Raw genomic sequence first — 20,768 nt, forward strand, 5'->3', positions numbered from 1 at the left:
GCGTGGCATCGGCATCGTGGCGACCTACGAGCATGACGATCTCCTCACTCCGCCGGGGCGCCGTCAGCGACGGAGCTGTCGGTCCAACCTTCGGGTTTCGGTTTGCGCGACGAGATCAGGCGATCGATGCGCGGCTGCACGTAGTCGCCCCAGATCCCGGCGAGACCGTTCGGGAAGGCCAGGACCACGGCGATGAACAATCCGCCGAGGCCAAACAGCCACAATTCGGGAAAGGTTTCCGACAGGCTGGTCTTGGCGAAGTTGACCAGCAGCGTGCCGTAGACCGCGCCGAGGATCGAGAGCCGGCCGCCGACCGCCGTGTAGATCACCATTTCGATCGACGGCACGATGCCGACGAAGGACGGTGACATGAAGCCGACATTGAGCGCGAACATGGCGCCGCCGATCGCGGCGAACACGGCGGCAATGCAGAAGGCGAAGATCTTGAAATTCGCGACGCTGTAGCCGGAGAAGCGGACGCGGTCCTCCTTCTCGCGCATCGCGACCAGGATGCGTCCCAGCTTGGAGTGCCGGACGAACTGCGCGATCATGATGCAGGCGAACAGCAATCCCACTTCGAAGAAGTACAGCACGATCTTGGCATGGTCGGGCCGGATGTCCCAACCTTTGAGCGTCCGCAGGTCGGTCATGCCGTTGATGCCGCCGGTATAGCCCTGCTGTCCCACGATCAGGATCGTGAGGATGGCCGCGACCGCCTGGGTAATGATGGCGAAGTAGGTGCCGCCGACCCGGCGCTTGAACATCGCGGTCCCGATGATGAGGGCGAAGATGCCAGGCACGAGAATGATGGCGGCGATCGTGAAGGTGAGGCTGCTGAATGGCTTCCAGAACAGCGGCAGCGCAGTGATCTGATTCCAGTCCATGAAATCGGGAATGCCGGGCGTCGACTGGATCTTGGTGTTCTCCACGCTCGATGCCTCGAGCTTGAGGAACATCGCCATGCAGTAGCCGCCGAGCCCGAAGAACACGCCCTGACCGAGGCTGAGAATGCCGCCGTAGCCCCAGCAGATCACCAGCCCCAGCGCGACGAAGGCATAGGTCAGGTATTTCGCGACCAGATTGAGCCTGAAGACATCAAGTGTGAGCGGCAGGACCACCACCAGGAAGACCGCGAGCACCAGAATTCCGATGAACTCCGATCGATTGCAGAAACGATTGTCGGTCATTGCATCAGCCCCAGTTTCTCACTTGCGGACCTTGAGGGCGAACAGCCCTTGCGGCCGCAGCATCAGGATTCCGACAACCGCGAGCAGCGTCAGCACTTTCGCCATCGAGCCCGACATGAAGAACTCGAGGGTCGATTGCGTCTGCGAGATCGAGAAGGCCGAGGCGATGGTGCCGATCAAACTGGCGGCGCCGCCGAACACGACCACCAGGAACGTATCGACGATGTAGAGCTGTCCGGAGGTTGGCCCGGTGGAGCCAATCATCGTAAAGGCGCTGCCGGCGACACCGGCGATGCCGCAACCGAGACCGAAGGTGTAGCGATCGACCTTTTCGGTGTTGATGCCGACGGCTCCGGCCATGATGCGGTTCTGCACGACGGCGCGGACCTGGCGGCCCCAGCGCGACTTGTACATGACATAGGCGACGCCGATGGTGATCAGCAAAGTGAGGCACATCACGAAGACGCCGTTGATCGGCACCTCGATGCTGTCGGTGACGTGCAGCGAGCCGAGCATCCATTGCGGCAGCTCGACGCCGACCTCGCGCGCGCCGAACACGGAACGATAGGCCTGCTGCAGCATCAGGCTGAGGCCCCAGGTCGCAAGCAACGTATCGAGCGGGCGCTTGTAGAGATGCCGTATCAGCACCCACTCCACCAGCATTCCCAGCGCGCCGGATGCGACGAAGGCCAGGATCATCGCCAGGAAGAAGTAGCCGCTGAACAGGCTCGGCAGATAGGCCTGGAAGAAATTCGAGGTCATCCAAGTGACGTAGGCCCCGAGGATCATGAACTCGCCATGAGCCATGTTGATGACGCCCATCTGGCCGAAGATGATCGCAAGCCCAAGCGCCATCAGGACGTAGACTGAGAACAGGATCAGTCCTGCAAACCCCTGCATGACGAAGATGGAGCCAAGATCACCAAGCGAATAGTCGCCGAACATCGATGTCCTCCGTCAGGGATAAGGTCCCGCGTCGCGAGCAGGTTCGCGACGCGGGGGTCTTGGGCGTGGATTTGCTGTCCACGCCAGGGAGAGGCTTGGTGTTGAGGAAAGGCGCGAGCGACGTCGCGACTTACTGGTAACCCTTGGGGAACGGATCCGGCTCGACGAGATCGGCGGTCTCGTAGATCAGCTCGAACTGACCATCGAGCTTGGCGCGCCCCACCCGGGTCTTCGACCAGAGGTGATGGTTTTCGTGGATGCGCACATAGCCTTCCGGCGCACCCTTGAACTCGACGCCGGGCGAGGCCGCCGCGATCTTGTCGACGTCGAAGGAGCCCGCCTTCTCCACCGTCAACTTCCACAGCCACGGGCCGAGATAGGCAGCCTGGGTGACGTCTCCGATCACGGTCTTCTCGCCCCACATCTTCTTGAACGCCGGCACGAAGGTCTTGTTGTTCGGATTGTCGAGCGACTGGAAGTACTTCATGCAGGCATAGGCGCCCGCGATGTTCTCGCCGCCGATGCCGTCGATCTCGTCCTCGGTCACCGAGATCGTCAGCAGCGCCTGCTTGGAGAGGTCGATGCCGGCGGCCTTGAGCTGCTTGTAGAACGCGACGTTCGAGCCGCCGACGACGTCGGTGAAGATCACGTCGGGCTTGGTCAGCTTGATCTTGTTGATCACCGAGTTGAACTGGGTGTTGCCGAGCGGATAATACTCCTCGCCGACGACCTTGCCCTTCAGCACGTTCTCGACGTGCTTGCGCGCGATCTTGTTCGAGGTGCGCGGCCAGATGTAGTCGGAGCCGATGAAGAAGAACGACTTGGCGCCCTTTTCCTTGGCGATCCAGTTCAGGCCGGCGAGAATCTGCTGGGTCGCTTCCTGGCCGGTGTAGATCACGTTCTTGGACTGCTCGAGGCCCTCATAGAAGGTCGGGTAATAGAGCATGCCGTTGTACTGCTCCATGACCGGCAGCACCGCCTTGCGGGATGCCGAGGTCCAGCAGCCCATGATCGCCGCGACCTTGTCGTTGACGAGCAGCTTCTTGGCCTTCTCCGCAAAGGTCGGCCAATCGCTGGCGCCGTCTTCCTGGATGAACTTGATCTTGCGCCCGAGCACGCCGCCCATGGCGTTGATCTGCTCGATGGCGAGCTTTTCGGCCTCGATCGAGCCGGTCTCGGAGATGGCCATGGTGCCGGTCGCCGAGTGCAGGATGCCGACCGTCACCTCGGTGTCGGTGACCGCGAGGCCCGTGGTGTTGACCGCCGAGGTCGCCGGAGCCTGCGCGAAAGACGCCCGCGGCAGCATCGTGATGGCCGGCACGACGGCCATTCCCATCAATAGTTTGCGCCGGAGCGGCGACAACAGGCCCTTGTTTGCTTCGTCTGACATGAGCACCCCACTTTTGTTCGAGGACACGCGATTGGTGCCGTTAGGATGGCTCGAATTTGTGCAGCGCAAGCATACGCAAGATCGCGTATACTGCACCGCAAAATACCGACGTAGGCTTCTGGTACGGAATTTGCGAGGGCTCTGGGACGTATCGGGAGTGGGGTAACGAGTGGCAGGGCGGCAGCGAATAGACCGCGTCAGGCGCCAGTACAACCAGTGGGTCGCCAACCAGACGCTGGAAGACTACGCGCTGCGCTTCACCGCCAAGAGCGCGCGCCGCTGGTCTGCCGCCCGTGTCGCCAACACTGCACTCGGCGCCATCTCCTTTCTGGCGCTGGAAGCGATCGGCGGCACCATCACGCTGAACTACGGCGTCACCAACGCCAGCGCCGCGATCCTCGTTGTCTCCACCATCATCTTCTTCTGCGGCGTGCCGATTGCCTATTACGCAGCCAAATGCGGCATCGACATTGACCTGCTCACCCGCGGCGCCGGCTTCGGCTATATCGGCTCGACCGTCACCTCGTTGATCTACGCCTCCTTCACCTTCATCTTCTTCGCCATCGAGGCGGTGATCCTGGCAACGGCGCTGGAGATGTGCTTCGGCATTCCGCGCCCGATCGGCTACCTCATCAGCGCAGTGGCGATCATTCCGCTCGTGACCTACGGCATCACGCTGATCAGCCGCTTCCAGCTCTGGACGCAGCCGATCTGGATCATCCTGCACATCCTGCCCTTCGCCGCGATCGCCTGGGCCAACCCTTACTCGTTTACGGAGTGGCGCAAGTTCGCCGGCGAGCATGGCGACCCGAGCGGGCATTTCGATCTGCTGCTGTTCGGTGTCGCATCCTCCGTGGTGTTCTCGCTGGTGGCGCAGGTCGGCGAGCAGGTCGACTTCCTCCGGTTTCTGCCGCGCGACCGCCGCACGTCGCGAACGTCGTGGTGGATCGCCCTGCTGATCGCGGGCCCGGGCTGGATCATCTTCGGCGCACTGAAATTGTTACTGGGCTCCTTTCTCGCCTTCTTCGCGCTGAGCCACGGCCTCTCGGGCGAGCTGGCGGCCGAGCCCGCGCACATGTATCTCGAAGCGTTTCGCTACGTGCTGTCGCAGCCGGACCTGGCGCTGGCGCTCACCGGCATGTTCGTGATCCTGTCGCAGCTCAAGATCAACGTCACCAACGCCTATGCCGGCTCGATCGCCTGGTCGAACTTCTTCTCGCGTCTGACGCACAGCCATCCCGGCCGGGTGGTCTGGCTGGTGTTCAACGTGATGGTGGCGCTGCTGTTGATGGAGATCGGCGTCTACAAGGCGCTGGAGCAGACGCTGGCGCTCTATTCCAATGTCGCGATCGCCTGGGTCGGCGCGCTCGTCGCCGATCTCGTCGTCAACAAGCCGCTCGGCCTGCGCCCGCCGCAGATGGAGTTCAAGCGCGCCCATCTCTACGACATCAATCCGGTCGGTGTCGGCGCCATGACGATCGCGACCATCGTCTCGATCGCGGCGTTCTACGGCCTGTTCGGCCCGACCATGAAGGCGCTCGCCGCCTTCGTCGCGCTGACGGTCGCCTTCGTCACCGCGCCTGTCATCGCCTGGCTCACCGACGGAAAGTACTACATCGCGCGCAAGCCGAAGCGGAGCTGGGCCAACATCGAGTCGATCCAGTGCTGTATCTGCGAGCACAGTTTCGAGCCGGAGGACATGACGTCCTGCCCCGCTTACGCCGGCCCGATCTGCTCGCTGTGCTGCTCGCTCGATGCACGCTGCCACGACCTCTGCAAGCCGCATGCGCGGGCGCAGGTGCAGTTCGCCGACGCGCTCGGCAAGATTCTTCCCGAACCGATCTACCGGCGGATCAACTCGCAGTTCGGCCACTATATCGGCGTCTTCGTGGTCTCCGCCGGCCTCGTCGCGCTGGTGCTGGGACTGATCTATCTTCAGACCTCGGCGAGCGTGCCGGGCGAGAATTTGCTCGTCTCGAACGTGCTCTGGAAGGTGTTCTTCTCGCTCAGCATCATCATCGGCGTTGTGGCCTGGCTGTTCGTGCTGGCGCAGCAGAGCCGTCGCGCCGCCGAGGCCGAGACGCGGCGGCAGACGACGCTGCTGATCCAGGAGATCGACGCGCACAAGCGCACCGACGCCGAGCTTCAGCGCGCCAAGGAGGTCGCCGAATCTGCCAACCTCGCCAAGAGTCGCTACGTGGTGGGGCTGAGCCACGAGCTGCGCTCGCCGCTGAATGCGATCAGCGGCTATGCCCAGCTCCTGGAGCAGGACGCAACGCTCAACACCAAGCCGCGCGACCAGGTCCGCGTGGTTCGCCGCAGTGCCGATCACCTCTCCGGCCTGATCGACGGCATTCTTGATATTTCCAAGATCGAGGCGGGACGGCTGTATCTGTCGCGCGACGAAGTGCGCCTGAGCGAATTCCTCGACCAGCTCGTCGGCATGTTCCGTCTCCAGGCCGCCGCCAAGGGCATCGACTTCGTGTTCAGGCGGCCGGCGCATTTGCCGGTCGTGGTCTACGCCGACGAGAAGCGGCTCCGCCAGGTGCTGATCAACCTGCTCTCCAACGCGATCAAGTTCACCCAGACCGGCAGCGTGCAGTTCGTCGTGCACTATCGCAGCCCCGTTGCCGAGTTCGAAGTGATCGACACCGGCCCCGGCATCCAGGGCGACGACCTCGAACGCATCTTTGCGCCCTTCGAGCGTGGCGCGCTCGGCGTCTCGCAGCCGCAGACCGGCACCGGGCTGGGCCTGACCATCAGCCGGCTGCTCGCCGGCGTCATGGGCGGCGACATCAAGGTCCTGAGCACGGTTGGCGCCGGGAGCACCTTCAAGGTCAAGATCCTGCTATCGGAAGTCGCCAATCCGCTGCGCATCGCGCCGGTAGAGGCGCCGGTCTCCGGCTATCGGGGCGCACGCAAGACCATCCTCATCACCGACGACGACCCCGTGCATCGCGACCTCCTGCGCGAGGTGCTGGCGCCGCTCGGCTTCATCCTGCTCAGTGCACCCGATGGGCCAGGATGCCTCGCGCTGGCGCAGCATTGCCGGCCCGACCTGTTCCTGCTCGACATCTCGATGCCTGCCATGGACGGCTGGGCCGTCGCGGAGGCCTTGCGCACGAGCGGCCACCACCAGGCGCGCATCCTGATGGTGTCGGCGAGCGCGCTGGAGGCTCACGGCGCGCCGCTGGCGCAGCCCTTCCACGACGGCTATCTGATGAAGCCGATCGACATCCCGCGGCTGCTGGAGACGATCCGTCAGCTCCTGAAGATCGAATGGCAGTACGGCTCGGACCAGATCGCGGTGCCGTTCTGGCGGCTCGAGAGCGGATCAAGGCCACCGGTGCGGCACATCGAGGCGCTGATGGGGCTGGGCCAGATCGGCTACGTCAAGGGCATCCAGTTGAAGCTGGACGAGATCGGCAGCGAGCACCCCGAGCATGCCGACTTCGTCGCGGAAATGCGGTCGCTGGTCGACCGCTTCGATCTCGACCGGTACATGGCCACATTGAAGACGTTGCATGCGCATGAGCATTGAGTCGAGGAAGCGCGATGTCGCGCTCGTTGTCGATGACTCCCCGGAGACGCTGCGGCTGCTCACCGACGCGCTCGACGGCGCCGGGATGACGGTGATGGTGGCGCTCGACGGCGCGGCCGCGATGCGCATCGTCGACCAGATCACGCCCGACATCGTGCTGCTGGACGCCGTGATGCCCGGCATGGACGGATTCGAGACCTGCCGCCGGCTCAAGCGCGATGCGGGCGTTGCCAACGTGCCCGTGATCTTCATGACGGGCCTCGCCGAGACCGAGCACATCGTGCGCGGGCTGGAGGCCGGCGGCGTCGACTACGTGACAAAACCGATTGTGATCGAGGAGATGCTGGCGCGCATCCGCGTCCATCTCGGCAACGCCCGCCTGACCCAGAGCGCGCGTGCCGCGCTCGACGTCTCCGGCCGCTTCCTGTTCGCGGTCAACCGCCAGGGCCACGTGCTCTGGGCCACCCCGCAGGCGCAAAAACTGCTGGCCGATCATCATGGCGCGCAGGCCGACGACTTCGTCCTGCCGCCATCACTCCTGCAATGGCTGGAGCAGGCGAAGGACAAGGGCAGCTCGAAGTCGCAGGCGGCTCCCCTGCCCGACAATCCGCAACTGCGGCTCTACTACATGGGCGAGACCGCGCCGAACGAGTTCCTGCTGCGGCTGTCCAAGGAGTCCGGCACTGCGCTGCCACCCGAATTCACCAGCGAGCTCGGCCTCACCACCCGCGAGGGCGAAGTGCTGGCCTGGCTCAGCAAGGGCAAGACCAACCGCGATATCGCGCAGATCCTGGGCTTGAGCCCGCGCACCGTGGACAAGCACCTGGAGCAGATCTACGCCAAGCTCGGCGTGGAGAACCGGACCGCGGCGGCCGCGATTGCAACGAATGCGACGCGAAGGAATTCGTAGCAGCACTGCAGATGAGTTGGTGCGCCGTTCACCCAACCAACAGTGTCGTCCCGGGGCGCGAAGCGAGCCCGGGACCCATAACCACAGGAAGTGGTTTGGTGAAGACTCGGAGTGACCAGCCAACCCTATGACCACTGCCTGGGAGTATGGGTCCCGGGCTCGCTTCCGCGCCCCGGGACGACAGCCGAGTGTGGGGGGCTTCTAACGTTCCCTACTCCGACGGCCCCTCACCCGTAAACAAACGCTCCGTCGTCCAGATCCGTCTTCGGGATCTCGTCCTTCTCGGTCCAGTAATCCTGGCTGTGCTGCCATTCCGGCTTGTCGCCGCGCTTGGGGAGCAGGTCCATGTTGCGCATGATGTAGCCGGGATTGAAGTTTTCCGGATCGATCCAGGGCAGGATCGGCATGTTGTGGTCCTCAGGCCGCAGCCTGACTTCGACCTTCTTCGTGCCCTTGGCCTTCATGTGGCCGAGCAGCCGGCAGACGAAATCGGCGACGACGTCGACGCGCAGCGTCCAGCTCGCACGGAAATAGCCGAACACCCAGACCATGTTCGGCACGCCCGTGAACATCATGCCGCGATAGGTCACGGTGTCGCCGAAGGCGAGCGGCTTGCCGTCGATCTCGAAGGCGATGTCACCGAGCGCCGCAAGATTGAAGCCGGTTGCGGTGACGACGACGTCGGCTTCCAGCAGCTTGCCGGACTTGAGCTGGATGCCGTTCTCGACGAAACATTCGATCTCATCGGTGACGACGGAGGCCTTGCCGCTGGCGATGCCCTTGAACAGATCGGCGTCGGGCACAAAGGCGATACGCTGCCGCCACGGCCGGTAGGTCGGCGTGAAATGCGTCTCGACGTCGTAGTCCGGCCCGAGAACCGCGCGGATCTGGTCGATCAAATCCTTCTTCACCTGCTCCGGCTTGGCAATGCAGAGCTTTGTGAAAGCATCCTGCTCGAACAATATTTTGCGGCGGACGATCTCGTGGATCCATTCCTCGTCGACCTGAAGCCGGCGCAGCTCCTCGGCGATCTCGATGGCGTTGCGGCCGAGCCGGAAATAGGTCGGCGAGCGCTGCAACATGGTGACATGCGCGCAGGCGTCGGCGATGTTCGGCACCAGCGTCGCCGCGGTCGCGCCGGAGCCGATCACGACGACCTTCTTGTTCACGAGGTCGATATCGTCGGGCCAGCTCTGCGGATGGACGATGCGGCCCTTGAAGCGGTCCATGCCCTTCCATTCCGGCGTGTAGCCTTCGGAATGGCGATAATAGCCCTGGCACATCCAGAGGAAGTTGGCGGTGAACGTTTTCGCCTCGCCGGTGTCGGTCGTTGTCGCCTCGATGGTCCAGAGATTTTGCTCGCTCGACCAGCTCGCGGAATTGATCTGGTGCTTGTAGCGGATGTGTCGGGCGATATCGTTGTCGTCGATCACCTCGTTCATGTAGGCGAGGATTTCCTCGGCGGTCGCGATCGGCGGTCCGACCCAGGGCTTGAAACTGTAGCCGAAGGTATGGAGATCGCTGTCCGAGCGAATGCCGGGATAGCGATGCGTGCTCCACGTGCCGCCGAACGTCGCCTGCGTCTCCAGGATGACGTAGCTCGTGCCGGGAAGCTGCTTTTCGATGTGATAGGCGCTGCCGATGCCGGAGATGCCGGCACCGACGATCAGCACGTCGAAATGTTCAGAGGCCTGCTTGGTTGTGGCGTGACTGCGGACAGCGACATTCATTGTTGCTTCTATGCCTTGCTTGTTTTTGTGGCCGCCCTTGACCGGACGGCGCGTTTCCTCCGCGACGGGCATGGTCACCCATCGCGCTTCCACTTCAAAATGACATAGATCAATTCGCGGTCAAACTATAACGCCGCACCCCAGCTCCGCGCGGTCTGCAAAATCCAGTCGCGATAGAGCGTGAGCGGCGTGACGCCGGTCAATCCGCCGCAGCCGGCGGCGCCGTTCGGCCCCGTGGACCAGCTGATGACGCCGACAAGCACCGGGCCGTTCGGCTTGTCCTCGAACACCGGACCGCCGGAATCGCCGGTGCAGGCGCCAATTCCGTCGCGAACACCGTTGGTTACGGGATCGACCAGCCGGATCTGGAACGTGCCGGGCTGGCCCGTGGCCACGAGCCCGGCGACGCGCGTCGCGCCGCCGCTCTTGCCGTCGCCACGGACGGTGACGCCGATACCGGCGATGACGAAGCGGCTGCCAACCTGGATTGGAATAGTCGGCGCACCGACCGACACCGTCGATTTTCCCTTGAGTGGAATTTCCAGTTGCAACAATGCCACGTCCGCGGTGGCGCGGTGCGCCTGCATTGCCTGCATGTTGAAGTTGGGATGGATCGCGACGGTGCGCACGTTCAGCAATTGCGGCGCACCGTCAGCGCCGCGATCGACGATCTTGTAGTCCGCGCCGGGCTGCACACAGTGGGCAACCGTCAGCACGACCTTCGGGGCGATCAGGCTGCCGGTGCAGAAATTGCCCCGCGAGCCGACGATGGTGACGACCGCGCGCGCGACACCATCGGCCTGCGGCGTGCCGCCGCCGACGATGGCGTGTGCGGGCGTGGCGAGCAGCAGCGCGGCTGCGATGAGGGTTGCAAGCTTCTTCATGGGAACACGCCTTGGCGTCAGCATCGGTGACGGCGGGATTGCTTCAGACTGGCCCTTGCCGATAGCGCATGCTAGCGCTCTTGGGAAGGAATTGACGAGGGCGGGATCTTGACGATCGAGGCTGTGATCTTTGATTTTGGCGGCGTGCTGACGAGCTCGCCGTTCGAGGCGTTCGCGCGGTACGAGACCGAGCGCGGTCTCCCCGTCGACATCATCCGGCGCACCAACGCCGCCAATCATCTGGAAAACGCCTGGGCCAAGTTCGAGCGGGCCGAGGTCGATATCGACACCTTCGACAAGCTTTTCGCCGAGGAATCTCGCGCGCTCGGCGCGGAGGTGCGCGGCCGCGACGTGCTGCCGCTGCTTCAGGGCGATCTGCGTCCCGAGATGGTCGAGGCCCTCAAGCGCATCAAGGCGCAATTCAAGACCGGCTGCATCACCAACAATCTGCCTGCCAACGCGATCGGCAGCATGACCGGGCGCTCACTCTACATCGCCGAGGTGATGGTTCTGTTCGACCACGTCGTCGAATCCGCCAAGATCGGCTTGCGCAAGCCCGACCCGCGCATCTACAGGATGATGGTCGAGACGCTGAAGGTCGATCCGAAGAAGTGCGTCTATCTCGACGATCTCGGCGTCAATCTAAAACCCGCGCGCGAGATGGGCATGACCACGATCAAGGTGGCGAGTGGGGCGCAGGCGATTGCGGAGCTTGAGGCGGCGACGGGGCTGAAGTTGGGGTAGGCTGGCTCATCGTTGCGAGGCACGAAGCCGTAGGGTGGGCAAAGCGGAGCGTGCCCACCACAAGCAGATGGTGGGCACGGCGCTTTCGCGCCTTTGCCCACCTTACGGCAGCCTATTCCGCCGCGGCGGCGATCCGCTCCGGAAAGGCAGCCGCCAGCGATGCTCTATCCGGCTTCAGCACACCGCGCTCGGTGATGAGACCAGTGACCAGCCGCGCCGGCGTCACGTCGAACGCGTAATTCGCGACCGGCGAGCCCTCCGGCACGATGCGCACCGTCTCCAGCCGGCCATCCGCGGTGCGGCCGGTCATGTCGGTCACCTCCGTGCCGCTGCGCTGCTCGATCGGAATGTCGCGGATGCCGTCATCAACGGCGAAATCGATCGTCGGCGACGGCAGTGCGACATAGAACGGCACGCCGTTGTCGTGTGCTGCAAGCGCCTTCAGATATGTGCCGATCTTGTTGCAGACATCGCCATTGGCGGCGACGCGGTCGGTGCCGACGATGGCGAGGTCGACCATGCCGTGCTGCATCAGGTGCCCGCCGGTGTTGTCGGGGATCACCGTGTGCGGCACGCCGTGATGACCGAGCTCCCAGGCCGTGAGCGAGGCGCCCTGGTTGCGCGGACGGGTCTCATCGACCCAGACATGGATCTTGATGCCACGCTCATGCGCCAGATAGATCGGCGCCGTCGCGGTGCCCCAGTCGACGGTGGCAAGCCAGCCGGCATTGCAATGGGTCAGCACGTTGACCGTCTCGCCCGGCTTCTTCCTTGCGACGATCGCCTCGATCAGCTTCAAGCCGTTGCCGGCGATGCCGCGGTTGATCTCGACGTCCTGCTCGACGATCTCGTCGGCGCGCGCATAGGCCGCCTCCGCCCGTTCAACCGGATCGACCGGGGCGAGCGCCGTGCGCATCTCGTCCAGCGCCCATTTCAGATTGATCGCGGTCGGCCGCGCCACGACCAGCGTGTCATAGGCGCGCTTGAGGCCAGCGTCGGATGAGTCCTCGCGCATGGCGAGCGCCATGCCGTAGGCCGCGGTTGCACCAATCAGCGGCGCGCCGCGCACCAGCATGTCGCGAATGGCGACCGCAGCGTCTTCGCATGAAGTCAGCTTCGCGATGACGAACTCATGCGGCAGGCGGCGCTGGTCGATCGCGCCGACCGACCAGCCATCGCGCTCGCGCCAGATGCTGCGGAAATGCTTGCCGTCAACCTTCATGGCATTCTGCCTTTCGTATCACGCCCGCAGGATGCGCCCGGCCACCGCATCGAGCTTCTTCAAGAGCTCGGGATCGCGCGCCTCGGGCGCCGTGATCAACGCGGTGTCGAGCGCGCGGTCCGAACCGATCGGGCACGGCTCGTGCTCGCGCGGAAAATCCGTCGCGAGCCGCGCCACCAGCGCCTTCGCCTTGTCGGCGTTCGAGGTCAGCACGCGGATGATGTCCTGGACGGTGACGGCGTCGTGGTCGGGATGCCAGCAGTCGAAATCCGTCACCATCGCGACCGTGGCGTAGCAGATCTCCGCCTCACGCGCGAGCTTCGCCTCGGGCATGTTGGTCATGCCGATCACGGAATAGCCCGATGTCTTGTAGGTCATGCTTTCCGCGTAGGTGGAGAATTGCGGCCCCTCCATGCAGACATAGGTGCCGCCGCGCGCAAACGCGATGCCCTCGGCTTCAGCTGCCGCCGCAAGATGGATGCGCAGGCGCGGCGAGACCGGATGCGCCATCGACACATGCGCGACGCATCCCCTGCCGAAGAACGAGCTCTCGCGCTTGTGGGTGCGATCGACGAACTGGTCGACGAGAACGAAGGTGCCGGGTGACAGCTCCTCCCTGAACGAGCCGCAGGCCGAGAGCGAGATCAAGTCGGTGACGCCGGCCCGCTTCAGAACATCGATGTTGGCGCGATAATTGATGTCGGAGGGCGAGAGCCGGTGACCCTTGTCGTGCCGCGGCAGGAACACGATCGGCAGGCCGGCAATCGAGCCGCGCCGCAGAGGGGCCGACGGCTCGCCCCAGGGGCTCTTGATCACTTCTTCGCGCGCGCCCTCGAGACCCGGCAGATCGTAGATGCCGGAGCCACCAATGATGCCCAATACCGCCTGCGTCATGCCTGCTCCACCCTGTCAGCTATGTGCGACATGGTTAAGCTATGCCAGTTTTGCGGCGATTTTGAAACGGGGGCGGTGGGGCGATGCCGGTGCTGTGAGGAGCCTGGAGTGCTCGCCTCGCTCTCAGTGTCGTCCCCGACGTTCGCAGGGACGACCCGGGGAGTGATAGGTACGTCTAATTAGGCCGCCGCCGCCAGCTGCAGCTGGGTCGCGACCATCCGCTCCAGCGTCTCGACCGACTGGAAATTCTCGGGCGTGATCTCGGACTGCGGGATGGTGAAGTCGAACTCGGCTTCGACGCCGAGCATCAGATTGACCATGTCCATCGAGGTCAGACCCGCATCGACGAGCTTCGCCTGTGGTGTGATGTCCGCGGTGAGCGAGTTCTGCTCGAGGATGCCCTTCACCAGCTTGATGATGCGATCGCGCACGTCGGTATCGAAGGCCTGCATCGGTAAATTCCCATCTGTCTATTCAACGGTCGGACCGGTTGCCGGCTACGATGGGCGCGACGGGCCGATCCCACAATGGGCGCCACCATTACTTCGCCTTTCTTAGTAAACGATGACTCAGATTGTCTGGAATTCCGAGTTCTTCCAGATCCCTAACGCGACCGCGGAATTGTCGGTGATGCAAACAACCCGAACTTAACTGTTCGTTCGGAATTTGGCTTTGTTTACCCTCTATTTCATCGACGAATTTGAATTAAATCCGTAGCCTCGTCTCACAAGCAAAATGGTCGGAGGATCGCTTGCACGGCATCGCGAATGATGCCGGCGATCCTGAACGGCAAACCGGAGGCGGACGAGTATGAACGTGCGTGAAGCAGTCCTCACTGTCGACGAAACGCAAACGAGCTTTCTCGAACACGGCCCCTCCCTCATCGAACGCGCTACCCGGACAGCCGCTGCGGCGGCTGCCGATGCGGACGAGGTCGATCGCGGCGCCCGCTTCCCTCACAAGGCTTTCGAGGTCGCGCGTGAGCAGAAACTGCTCGGCGTCATGATCCCGGTCGAGTTCGGCGGCTTCGGTGCCTCGATCTACGACGTCACCGATATCTGCTACACGCTCGGGCGCGCCTGCGCCTCGACCGCGATGATCTATGCGATGCACACGACCAAGGTCGCCTGTGTCATCAGGCACGGCCATGGCATCCCCTGGATGGAAACGATGATGCGCCGGGTCGCCCGCGACCAGTGGCTGCTCGCCTCCTCCACCACCGAAGGCCAGAACGGCGGCAACATTCGCGCCAGCGCCGCGGCAGTCGACCACGCCGGCGACGCAGTCTCGCTGGTGCGCGACGCCACCGTGATCTCCTACGGTGCGGAGGCCGACGGCCTCGTCACCATCGCCCGCCGCGCCACCGAGGCCGCCGCCTCCGACCAGGTTCTGCTGGCGCTCGCCAAGGACGATTATTCGCTGAAGCAGACGCAGGGCTGGGAGACGCTCGGCATGCGCGGCACCTGCTCGACCGGCTTCGAGCTGAAGGTCGATTGCCCGGCCGACCGCATCTTCCCGGAATCCTATGACAAGATCCATGCCCAGACCATGACGCCGTTCGCGCATCTGTGCTGGTCCTCGGCCTGGGCCGGCATCGCCGCCGCGGCCGTGACCCGTGCTCAGGCTTTCGTTCGCAAGGCGGCCCGCACCTCGGGCGGCCAGATGCCGCCGGCCGCGGCGCATTTCACTGCCGCGAAGATGTCGCTGGCCAAGCTGCGCGCGCTGATCGCAGCCAATGTCGACACCTTTGCCCGCGCCGAGCATGACGAGCGCGCGCTGAGCTCGCTCGATTTCCAGTCCTCGATCACGCTGTTGAAGGTGCAAGCCTCCGAGCTCGCGGTCGAGACCGTGATGCATGCGATGCGCACCGCGGGCCTCTCCGGCTACCGCAACGATGGCGAGTTCACCATGGGCCGCCACCTGCGCGACGTGCTGTCCTCGCCGATCATGATCAACAACGACCGCATTCTCGCCAACGCCGCCACTTCGACGCTGATGAGCGGCATTCCGGCAAGCCTTCGAGACTAGAAAGCCTTCGCGACTGACGTGCCTTTCGGCCAAAAAGAACAATTTCAGATAGCAGGAAGTCGAACATGAACATTGCTGTTCTCCCCAGCTCGCCCGAGACCGCGCCGCAAATCGCAGATCCGCTCGATCATCTCGCCGACAAGCTGTTCCACCCCATGGGCTCGGACGGCGTTTACGCCCGCACCGCGCTCTATGAGGGCGTCGTCGAGCGGCTGGCCGCGCTGATCACGAACCATCGCGAGACCGGCACCGAGGTCATGCGCTTTCCGCCGGTGATGAGCCGGGCCCAGCTCGAGAAATCCGGCTATCTCAAGAGCTTTCCGAACCTGCTCGGCTGCGTCTGCGGCCTGCACGGCACCGAACGCGAGATCAACGCGGCGGTGAGCCGCTTCGATGCCGGCGGCGACTGGACTTCATCGCTCTCGCCGGCCGACCTCGTGCTGTCGCCCGCCGCGTGCTACCCGGTCTATCCGATCGCGGCGAGCCGCGGACCTTTGCCGAAGGGCGGCCTGCGCTTCGACGTCGCTGCCGACTGCTTCCGCCGCGAGCCGTCGAAACATCTCGACCGGCTGCAATCGTTCCGGATGCGCGAATATGTCTGCATCGGCAGCCCCGACGACGTCGCCGATTTCCGCGAGCGCTGGATGGTGCGCGCGCAGGCGATCGCCCGCGACCTCGGCCTGACCTTCCGCGTCGACTACGCCAGCGACCCCTTCTTCGGCCGCGTCGGCCAGATCAAGGCGGTGAGCCAGAAGCAGCAGCAGCTCAAGTTCGAGCTCCTGATCCCGCTCCGCTCGGAGGATCAGCCGACCGCCTGCATGAGCTTCAACTATCACCGCGAACATTTTGGCACGACCTGGGGCATCCAGGACGCCAATGGCGAACCCGCGCATACCGGCTGCGTCGCCTTCGGCATGGACCGCCTGGCCGTCGCCATGTTCCACACCCACGGCACGGATCTCGCCGCTTGGCCCGCCAAGGTGCGGGAGATCATGGGCATGCAGCCGTTAGCCACGGCCGATGCCCATGGTGAAGGCTGGCGCTAGAGCATGATCCGGAAAAGTGCGGGTCGGTTTTCCGAATAGATCGTGCTGAAACGATAGAGCGAACGAGGCCTCCCATTTCCACGGGTAAAACGAGCGTGATCCACACCAAGGTCCGATGCCGCGAGATCACCGAGGCCGACGTCGATGCGGTCGCGGACCTGCTGACGCGCGGCTTCGTCGGCCGCTCGCGCAATTACTGGATCCAGGGTCTGCGCCGGCAGGCCTTCCGGCCCGTGCCGGAGGGCTATCCGCGCTTCGGCTACATGCTCGACAATGACGGCGCGCCCGTCGGCGTGCTGCTGCTGATCTACACGGCGCGAAAGCACGGCGAAGAGGCCGCCATCCAGTGCAATTTGTCGAGCTGGTATGTCGATCCGGCCTACCGCAACTACGCCCCGCTGCTGACCAAGATCGCGCAGCGGCACAAGGATGTCACCTATCTCAACATCAGCCCGGCGCCGTGGACCTGGCCGATCATCGAGACGCAGGGCTTTCGTGCCTATTGCCACGGCATCTTCTTCTCCGTGCCTGCACTCGCGCGCCCTCCGCGCTGGAGCAAGATCGAGGTCATCTCGCAGCACGCCAAGACGATCGAAGGGCTGACCGACGACGAGACGCAGCTCCTCACGCGGCATGCCCGCTACAATTGCCTCAGCCTGGTCTGCCGCACGCCGAAGGGGACGTTCCCCTTCATCCTGCAGCCGGTGCGCATCCGCCGCGGCTTCATCGCACCGCCGGCGATGAAGCTGATCTATTGCCGCAGCGCCGCCGAATACGCCGCCTGCGCAGGCCGCATCGGCCGGCTGCTGCTGCGACTCGGCAAGATCTCGGTGGCGATCGATTCCAATGGCCCGATTCCCGGCCTCGCCGGCATCTACACCGAGCGGCGCGGGCGCAAGTATTTCAAGGGTCCGCACCGGCCGCAGCTCGGCGACCTCACGGACACGGAACTCGTGCTGTACGGGCCGTAGGGGACACTCGACCCAAACATCCGCTGTCGTCCCTGCCTAGTGCGCAATTGCGCACGGGCGCAGGGACCCATACCGCGTGATCTACCTGTGAGCCCAGACGCCGGTACCGCGGGAAGACCATTCAGGATCAGTCTTCGCCAAATTTCTCCCTGGGGTTATGGGTCCCTGCGCCCGTGCGCAATTGCGCACTAGGCAGGGACGACAGCGGAGTTTGTCGTGCGCTTACGGCCAACTCTGGCTTGCAGATATCTCGGCATTCGCGCGCTTGGCGCACGCCGCTCCGCATCCCCAGTCACCCTCCGTAAACTACTGCGCTTAAGGGAATTTTCCGGCCTCTTCGCTACGCTCAGTGGCTGAACTACGTTGCGTTAAGTCTATTGCCGGCCGAGACCCGTCGATCCCATGACGCCGATCCGCGATAACGAGCTTGGTGCACGCCGCGCAGAGGGCCCGCAGGCCCTCGTCGGGCTGAGCCAGCTTGCGCTCGATCACATGGAGCAGGGCGTCTGCGTCTACGACGCCGACAACCGGATCGTGCTGGTCAATCAGCGCTACCTCACGCTGTTCAACATGTCGGCCGACATCGTGCGGGTCGGCACCAGCTATCGCGACGTGCTCGCCCACAGCGCGGCGCTCGGCAACTTTCCTGTCAGCGAACTCGATGCGCTCTATGGCCGGCGCGTGAAGCAGATCGCGGCTGGTCAACCGTTCCGCACCGAACAGATACTCGCGAGCGGACTCGTCATGGCGCTCGAGCTGAAGCCGCTTCCCGGCGGCGGCTGGATGACGATCTGCGATGACGTCAGCCGCCTCGCCCGGCTCGAGGCGGAATTACGCGTGCAGACGGAGCGCAGCCAGCACGCGCTCGCCAACATGTCGCACGGCCTCATCATGTACGATGGCGACAGCCGTGTCGTCGTCTGCAATGAGCGGTTTCTGAACCTCTACAATCTCGACCCCGATATCGTGAAGCCGGGCGTCTCGCATTGCTCAGTGATCGAACACTGGATGTCGCGCGGCAACCTGCCGGGCATGCCGGCCGACGAGTTCCATGACACCAGGCTGGAGGATGTGCGCAGCAGAAAGGCGAAGAGCCTGCTGGTGATGCGCTATGACGGCCGGATGGTGCAGGCGGTGTCCCGCTTCCTGCCCGACGGCGGCTGGGTGACGGTGCATGAGGACGTCACCGAGCGGCTGCAGTACGAAGAAGCGCTGCGGCAACAGAACTTCATCCTCGATGCGGCGCTGGAGAACATGGCGCACGGGCTCGCCTTCTACGACAGCGACATGCGCCTGCGCGTCTGCAACACCACCTACCGCAAGATCTATCGGCTGTCGCCGGAGGAAACCAGGCCTGGCACGCATCTCGGCGAGCTGATCGAGCGGTCGATGGTGAACGGGGCGTTCGTTTCCGAATACAGTCCGCAACAGCTGCTGGAAGCCGCCAGCGCGAGGATCGCGAACCACGATTCCTCGCCGATGCGCCGGCGCATGTCGAACGACACCGTGATCTCGGTGCGCTACTGCGCGCTGCCCGAGGGCGGCTTCGTCGCCACCTACGAGGACATCACCGACCGCGAGCGCGCGATCGAAGAGCTGAGCGAGCAATACCGCCGCTTCGACGCGGCGCTGAACAACATGAGCCAGGGCCTGTGCATGCTCGATGCGAGCCTGCGCGTCATCGTCTGCAATCGCCGCTACATCGAGATGTATGGGCTGTCGCCCGATGTCGTGAAGCCCGGCGTCTCGATGCGCGAGATCATGGAGCATAGCTGCGACCTCGGCATCCATCCGAACACGACCGCCGCGAGGATCTATGCCGACTATGTCGAAAGGCTGCGCGAGGGCGAACACACGCTGCACCGTCACCTGAACGACGGCCGCATCATCAAGCTCAATCACAAGCGGATGGAGCACGGCGGCTGGGTTGTCACCTATGAGGACGTCACCGAGCGCCACAAGGCCCAGGCCCGCGTGGCGCACATGGCGCAGCACGATTCACTCACCGACCTGCCCAACCGCACGCTGTTCCGCGAGAAAATGGGCGAGGGACTGAACCAGGTCGCGATCGCCGGCGGAGCGATGGCCGTGCTGTGCTTCGACCTCGATAATTTCAAGACCGTCAACGATCGCCTCGGCCACGCCGCCGGCGATCGGCTTCTGCGCTGGGTCGCGGCGCGGCTGAAGGAGAATGTCGGCGAGCATGACACCGTCGCCCGCCTCGGCGGCGACGAGTTCGCCGTTCTCCAGCGCGGACCGCAGCCACAATCGGCGGAACGGCTCGCCCGCCGCCTGGTCGAGATCATCGGCCACCCGCCGCCGCTGGAAAGCCAGTCGATCCATGTCGGCGTTTCGGTCGGCATCGCGATCGCGCCCGATCACGGGCTCGATGCCGACGAGCTGATGAAATGCGCCGACCTCGCGCTGTACCAGGCCAAGGCAAAGGGCCGCGGCGCCTACCAGCTGTTCGAGCCCGAGATGGAGGAACAGGCGCGCGGCCGGCACGCGCTGGAGCACGATCTGCGTAGCGCGCTTGAAGCCCGCGAATTTCACCTCGTGTTCCAGCCGCAGGTGCGGCTCGACACCACCGAGCTTACCGGCTTCGAAGCACTGCTGCGCTGGAAACACCCCTCGCGCGGCTTGGTCTCGCCGGCCGAATTCATTCCTCTCGCGGAAGAGAACGGGCTGATCGTCCCGATCGGCGAATGGGTGCTGCGCACGGCCTGTGCGACAGCGGCGTCCTGGCCCGATGTCACCGTCGCGGTCAATTTGTCGCCGGTGCAGTTCCGCTCGCGCGGACTGGTCGCGATGGTCACGAGCGCGCTTGCGGAAGCCGGTTTGCCGCCCCAGCGGCTCGAGCTCGAGGTCACCGAGACGGCGCTGCTCGACGACAGCGAGGCGACGATCGAGATCCTGCACCAGCTCCGCGCTCTTGGCGTGCGCGTCAGCCTCGACGATTTCGGCGTCGGCTATTCCTCGCTGAGCTATTTGCGCAAGTTTCCGTTCGACCGCATCAAGATCGACCGTTCCTTCGTCGGCACGCTCGGCGAAAGCCCGGAGAGCGTCGCCATCGTCCGCACCATCGCCAGCCTCGGCTCCGTGCTCGGCGTCGAGACCACGGCGGAAGGTGTCGAGACCATCGAGCAGCTCGACTTCGTCCGCGAATGCGGCTGCACCGCAGTCCAGGGCTACTATTTCGGCAGGCCGTGCCCGGCAGCCGAGGTCGGACGCACGATCGAGCGACTGAACGCGGTCAGGCGCGTGGCGTGACGCTCC

Annotated in this window: 15 protein-coding genes; 7 read left to right on the plus strand and 8 right to left on the minus strand. The window is 64.2% G+C overall.

Annotated elements, in window-relative coordinates:
- Positions 1–44 precede the first annotated feature (44 nt).
- From urtC to urtA, 3 genes are all read right to left on the minus strand, one after another.
- Positions 45–1,187 carry an urea ABC transporter permease subunit UrtC gene (gene urtC, locus CT676_RS25240; protein WP_085404024.1) on the minus strand — a complete coding sequence of 381 codons (1,143 nt, stop codon included), beginning with the start codon at positions 1,185–1,187 and terminating at the stop codon, positions 45–47.
- Between the two features lie 18 nt (positions 1,188–1,205).
- Entirely contained in the window at positions 1,206–2,132 is a 927-nt protein-coding gene (gene urtB, locus CT676_RS25245) for an urea ABC transporter permease subunit UrtB (RefSeq protein ID WP_085404025.1), read from the minus strand.
- 130 nt (positions 2,133–2,262) lie between these two features.
- Positions 2,263–3,522, minus strand: a complete 1,260-nt coding sequence (gene urtA / locus CT676_RS25250; RefSeq protein WP_135215591.1) for an urea ABC transporter substrate-binding protein — start codon at positions 3,520–3,522, stop codon at positions 2,263–2,265.
- A gap of 169 nt (positions 3,523–3,691) precedes the next feature.
- Between urtA and CT676_RS25255 the strand changes: the two genes are divergently transcribed.
- On the plus strand, positions 3,692–7,063 hold the full coding sequence (locus CT676_RS25255) for an ATP-binding protein (RefSeq protein ID WP_085404027.1): 3,372 nt from the start codon (positions 3,692–3,694) through the stop codon (positions 7,061–7,063).
- Positions 7,047–7,973 (plus strand): response regulator, encoded by a 927-nt coding sequence (locus CT676_RS25260; protein ID WP_014491159.1) that lies wholly within the window; start codon positions 7,047–7,049, stop codon positions 7,971–7,973. Before CT676_RS25255 ends, CT676_RS25260 begins: the two co-directional genes overlap by 17 nt.
- Positions 7,974–8,200: 227 nt before the next feature.
- Here the strand turns inward: CT676_RS25260 and CT676_RS25265 are convergent, their stop codons facing one another.
- Positions 8,201–9,703 (minus strand): NAD(P)/FAD-dependent oxidoreductase, encoded by a 1,503-nt coding sequence (locus CT676_RS25265; protein WP_085404091.1) that lies wholly within the window; start codon positions 9,701–9,703, stop codon positions 8,201–8,203.
- Between the two features lie 125 nt (positions 9,704–9,828).
- Positions 9,829–10,587 carry a trypsin-like serine protease gene (locus CT676_RS25270; RefSeq protein WP_063980005.1) on the minus strand — a complete coding sequence of 253 codons (759 nt, stop codon included), beginning with the start codon at positions 10,585–10,587 and terminating at the stop codon, positions 9,829–9,831.
- A 108-nt stretch (positions 10,588–10,695) separates the two neighbouring features.
- Here CT676_RS25270 and CT676_RS25275 point away from each other — a divergent pair, with 108 nt between their 5' ends.
- A complete protein-coding gene (locus tag CT676_RS25275) occupies positions 10,696–11,331 on the plus strand; it encodes an HAD-IA family hydrolase (protein ID WP_085404028.1) in 636 nt (211 codons plus the stop codon).
- A gap of 112 nt (positions 11,332–11,443) precedes the next feature.
- Here CT676_RS25275 and mtnA read toward each other — a convergent pair whose 3' ends face one another.
- From mtnA to CT676_RS25290, 3 genes are all read right to left on the minus strand, one after another.
- The gene (gene mtnA, locus CT676_RS25280) at positions 11,444–12,553 is read right to left on the minus strand and encodes an S-methyl-5-thioribose-1-phosphate isomerase (RefSeq protein WP_085404029.1); all 1,110 of its coding nucleotides are present in this window, start codon (positions 12,551–12,553) and stop codon (positions 11,444–11,446) included.
- Between the two features lie 18 nt (positions 12,554–12,571).
- Positions 12,572–13,447, minus strand: coding sequence for an S-methyl-5'-thioadenosine phosphorylase (locus tag CT676_RS25285; RefSeq protein WP_085404030.1), 876 nt, complete (start codon positions 13,445–13,447; stop codon positions 12,572–12,574).
- 179 nt (positions 13,448–13,626) lie between these two features.
- Positions 13,627–13,899, minus strand: coding sequence for a phosphopantetheine-binding protein (locus CT676_RS25290; protein WP_014491153.1), 273 nt, complete (start codon positions 13,897–13,899; stop codon positions 13,627–13,629).
- A 358-nt stretch (positions 13,900–14,257) separates the two neighbouring features.
- Here CT676_RS25290 and CT676_RS25295 point away from each other — a divergent pair, with 358 nt between their 5' ends.
- From CT676_RS25295 to CT676_RS25310, 4 genes are all read left to right on the plus strand, one after another.
- Complete coding sequence (locus tag CT676_RS25295) at positions 14,258–15,475, plus strand: acyl-CoA dehydrogenase family protein (RefSeq protein WP_085404031.1); 1,218 nt, start codon at positions 14,258–14,260, stop codon at positions 15,473–15,475.
- A 65-nt stretch (positions 15,476–15,540) separates the two neighbouring features.
- Positions 15,541–16,521, plus strand: coding sequence for an amino acid--[acyl-carrier-protein] ligase (locus CT676_RS25300; RefSeq protein WP_028155272.1), 981 nt, complete (start codon positions 15,541–15,543; stop codon positions 16,519–16,521).
- A 95-nt stretch (positions 16,522–16,616) separates the two neighbouring features.
- The gene (locus CT676_RS25305; RefSeq protein WP_085404032.1) at positions 16,617–17,492 is read left to right on the plus strand and encodes an acyl-CoA acyltransferase; all 876 of its coding nucleotides are present in this window, start codon (positions 16,617–16,619) and stop codon (positions 17,490–17,492) included.
- Positions 17,493–17,894: 402 nt separating this feature from the next.
- Entirely contained in the window at positions 17,895–20,762 is a 2,868-nt protein-coding gene (locus CT676_RS25310; RefSeq protein WP_135215592.1) for a PAS-domain containing protein, read from the plus strand.
- Positions 20,763–20,768: the final 6 nt, after the last annotated feature.

The sequence above is a fragment of the Bradyrhizobium sp. MOS001 genome, from assembly GCF_004634465.1.
Lineage (GTDB): Bacteria > Pseudomonadota > Alphaproteobacteria > Rhizobiales > Xanthobacteraceae > Bradyrhizobium > Bradyrhizobium barranii.

Coding starts and splice junctions, on each gene's coding strand:
- urtC (WP_085404024.1), bottom strand. CDS start 1,187: ATGACCGACAATCGTTTCTGCAATCGATCGGAGTTCATCGGAATTCTG.
- urtB (WP_085404025.1), bottom strand. CDS start 2,132: ATGTTCGGCGACTATTCGCTTGGTGATCTTGGCTCCATCTTCGTCATG.
- urtA (WP_135215591.1), bottom strand. CDS start 3,522: ATGTCAGACGAAGCAAACAAGGGCCTGTTGTCGCCGCTCCGGCGCAAA.
- CT676_RS25260 (WP_014491159.1), top strand. CDS start 7,047: ATGCGCATGAGCATTGAGTCGAGGAAGCGCGATGTCGCGCTCGTTGTC.
- CT676_RS25265 (WP_085404091.1), bottom strand. CDS start 9,703: ATGAATGTCGCTGTCCGCAGTCACGCCACAACCAAGCAGGCCTCTGAA.
- CT676_RS25270 (WP_063980005.1), bottom strand. CDS start 10,587: ATGAAGAAGCTTGCAACCCTCATCGCAGCCGCGCTGCTGCTCGCCACG.
- mtnA (WP_085404029.1), bottom strand. CDS start 12,553: ATGAAGGTTGACGGCAAGCATTTCCGCAGCATCTGGCGCGAGCGCGAT.
- CT676_RS25285 (WP_085404030.1), bottom strand. CDS start 13,447: ATGACGCAGGCGGTATTGGGCATCATTGGTGGCTCCGGCATCTACGAT.
- CT676_RS25290 (WP_014491153.1), bottom strand. CDS start 13,899: ATGCAGGCCTTCGATACCGACGTGCGCGATCGCATCATCAAGCTGGTG.
- CT676_RS25295 (WP_085404031.1), top strand. CDS start 14,258: ATGAACGTGCGTGAAGCAGTCCTCACTGTCGACGAAACGCAAACGAGC.
- CT676_RS25300 (WP_028155272.1), top strand. CDS start 15,541: ATGAACATTGCTGTTCTCCCCAGCTCGCCCGAGACCGCGCCGCAAATC.
- CT676_RS25310 (WP_135215592.1), top strand. CDS start 17,895: ATGACGCCGATCCGCGATAACGAGCTTGGTGCACGCCGCGCAGAGGGC.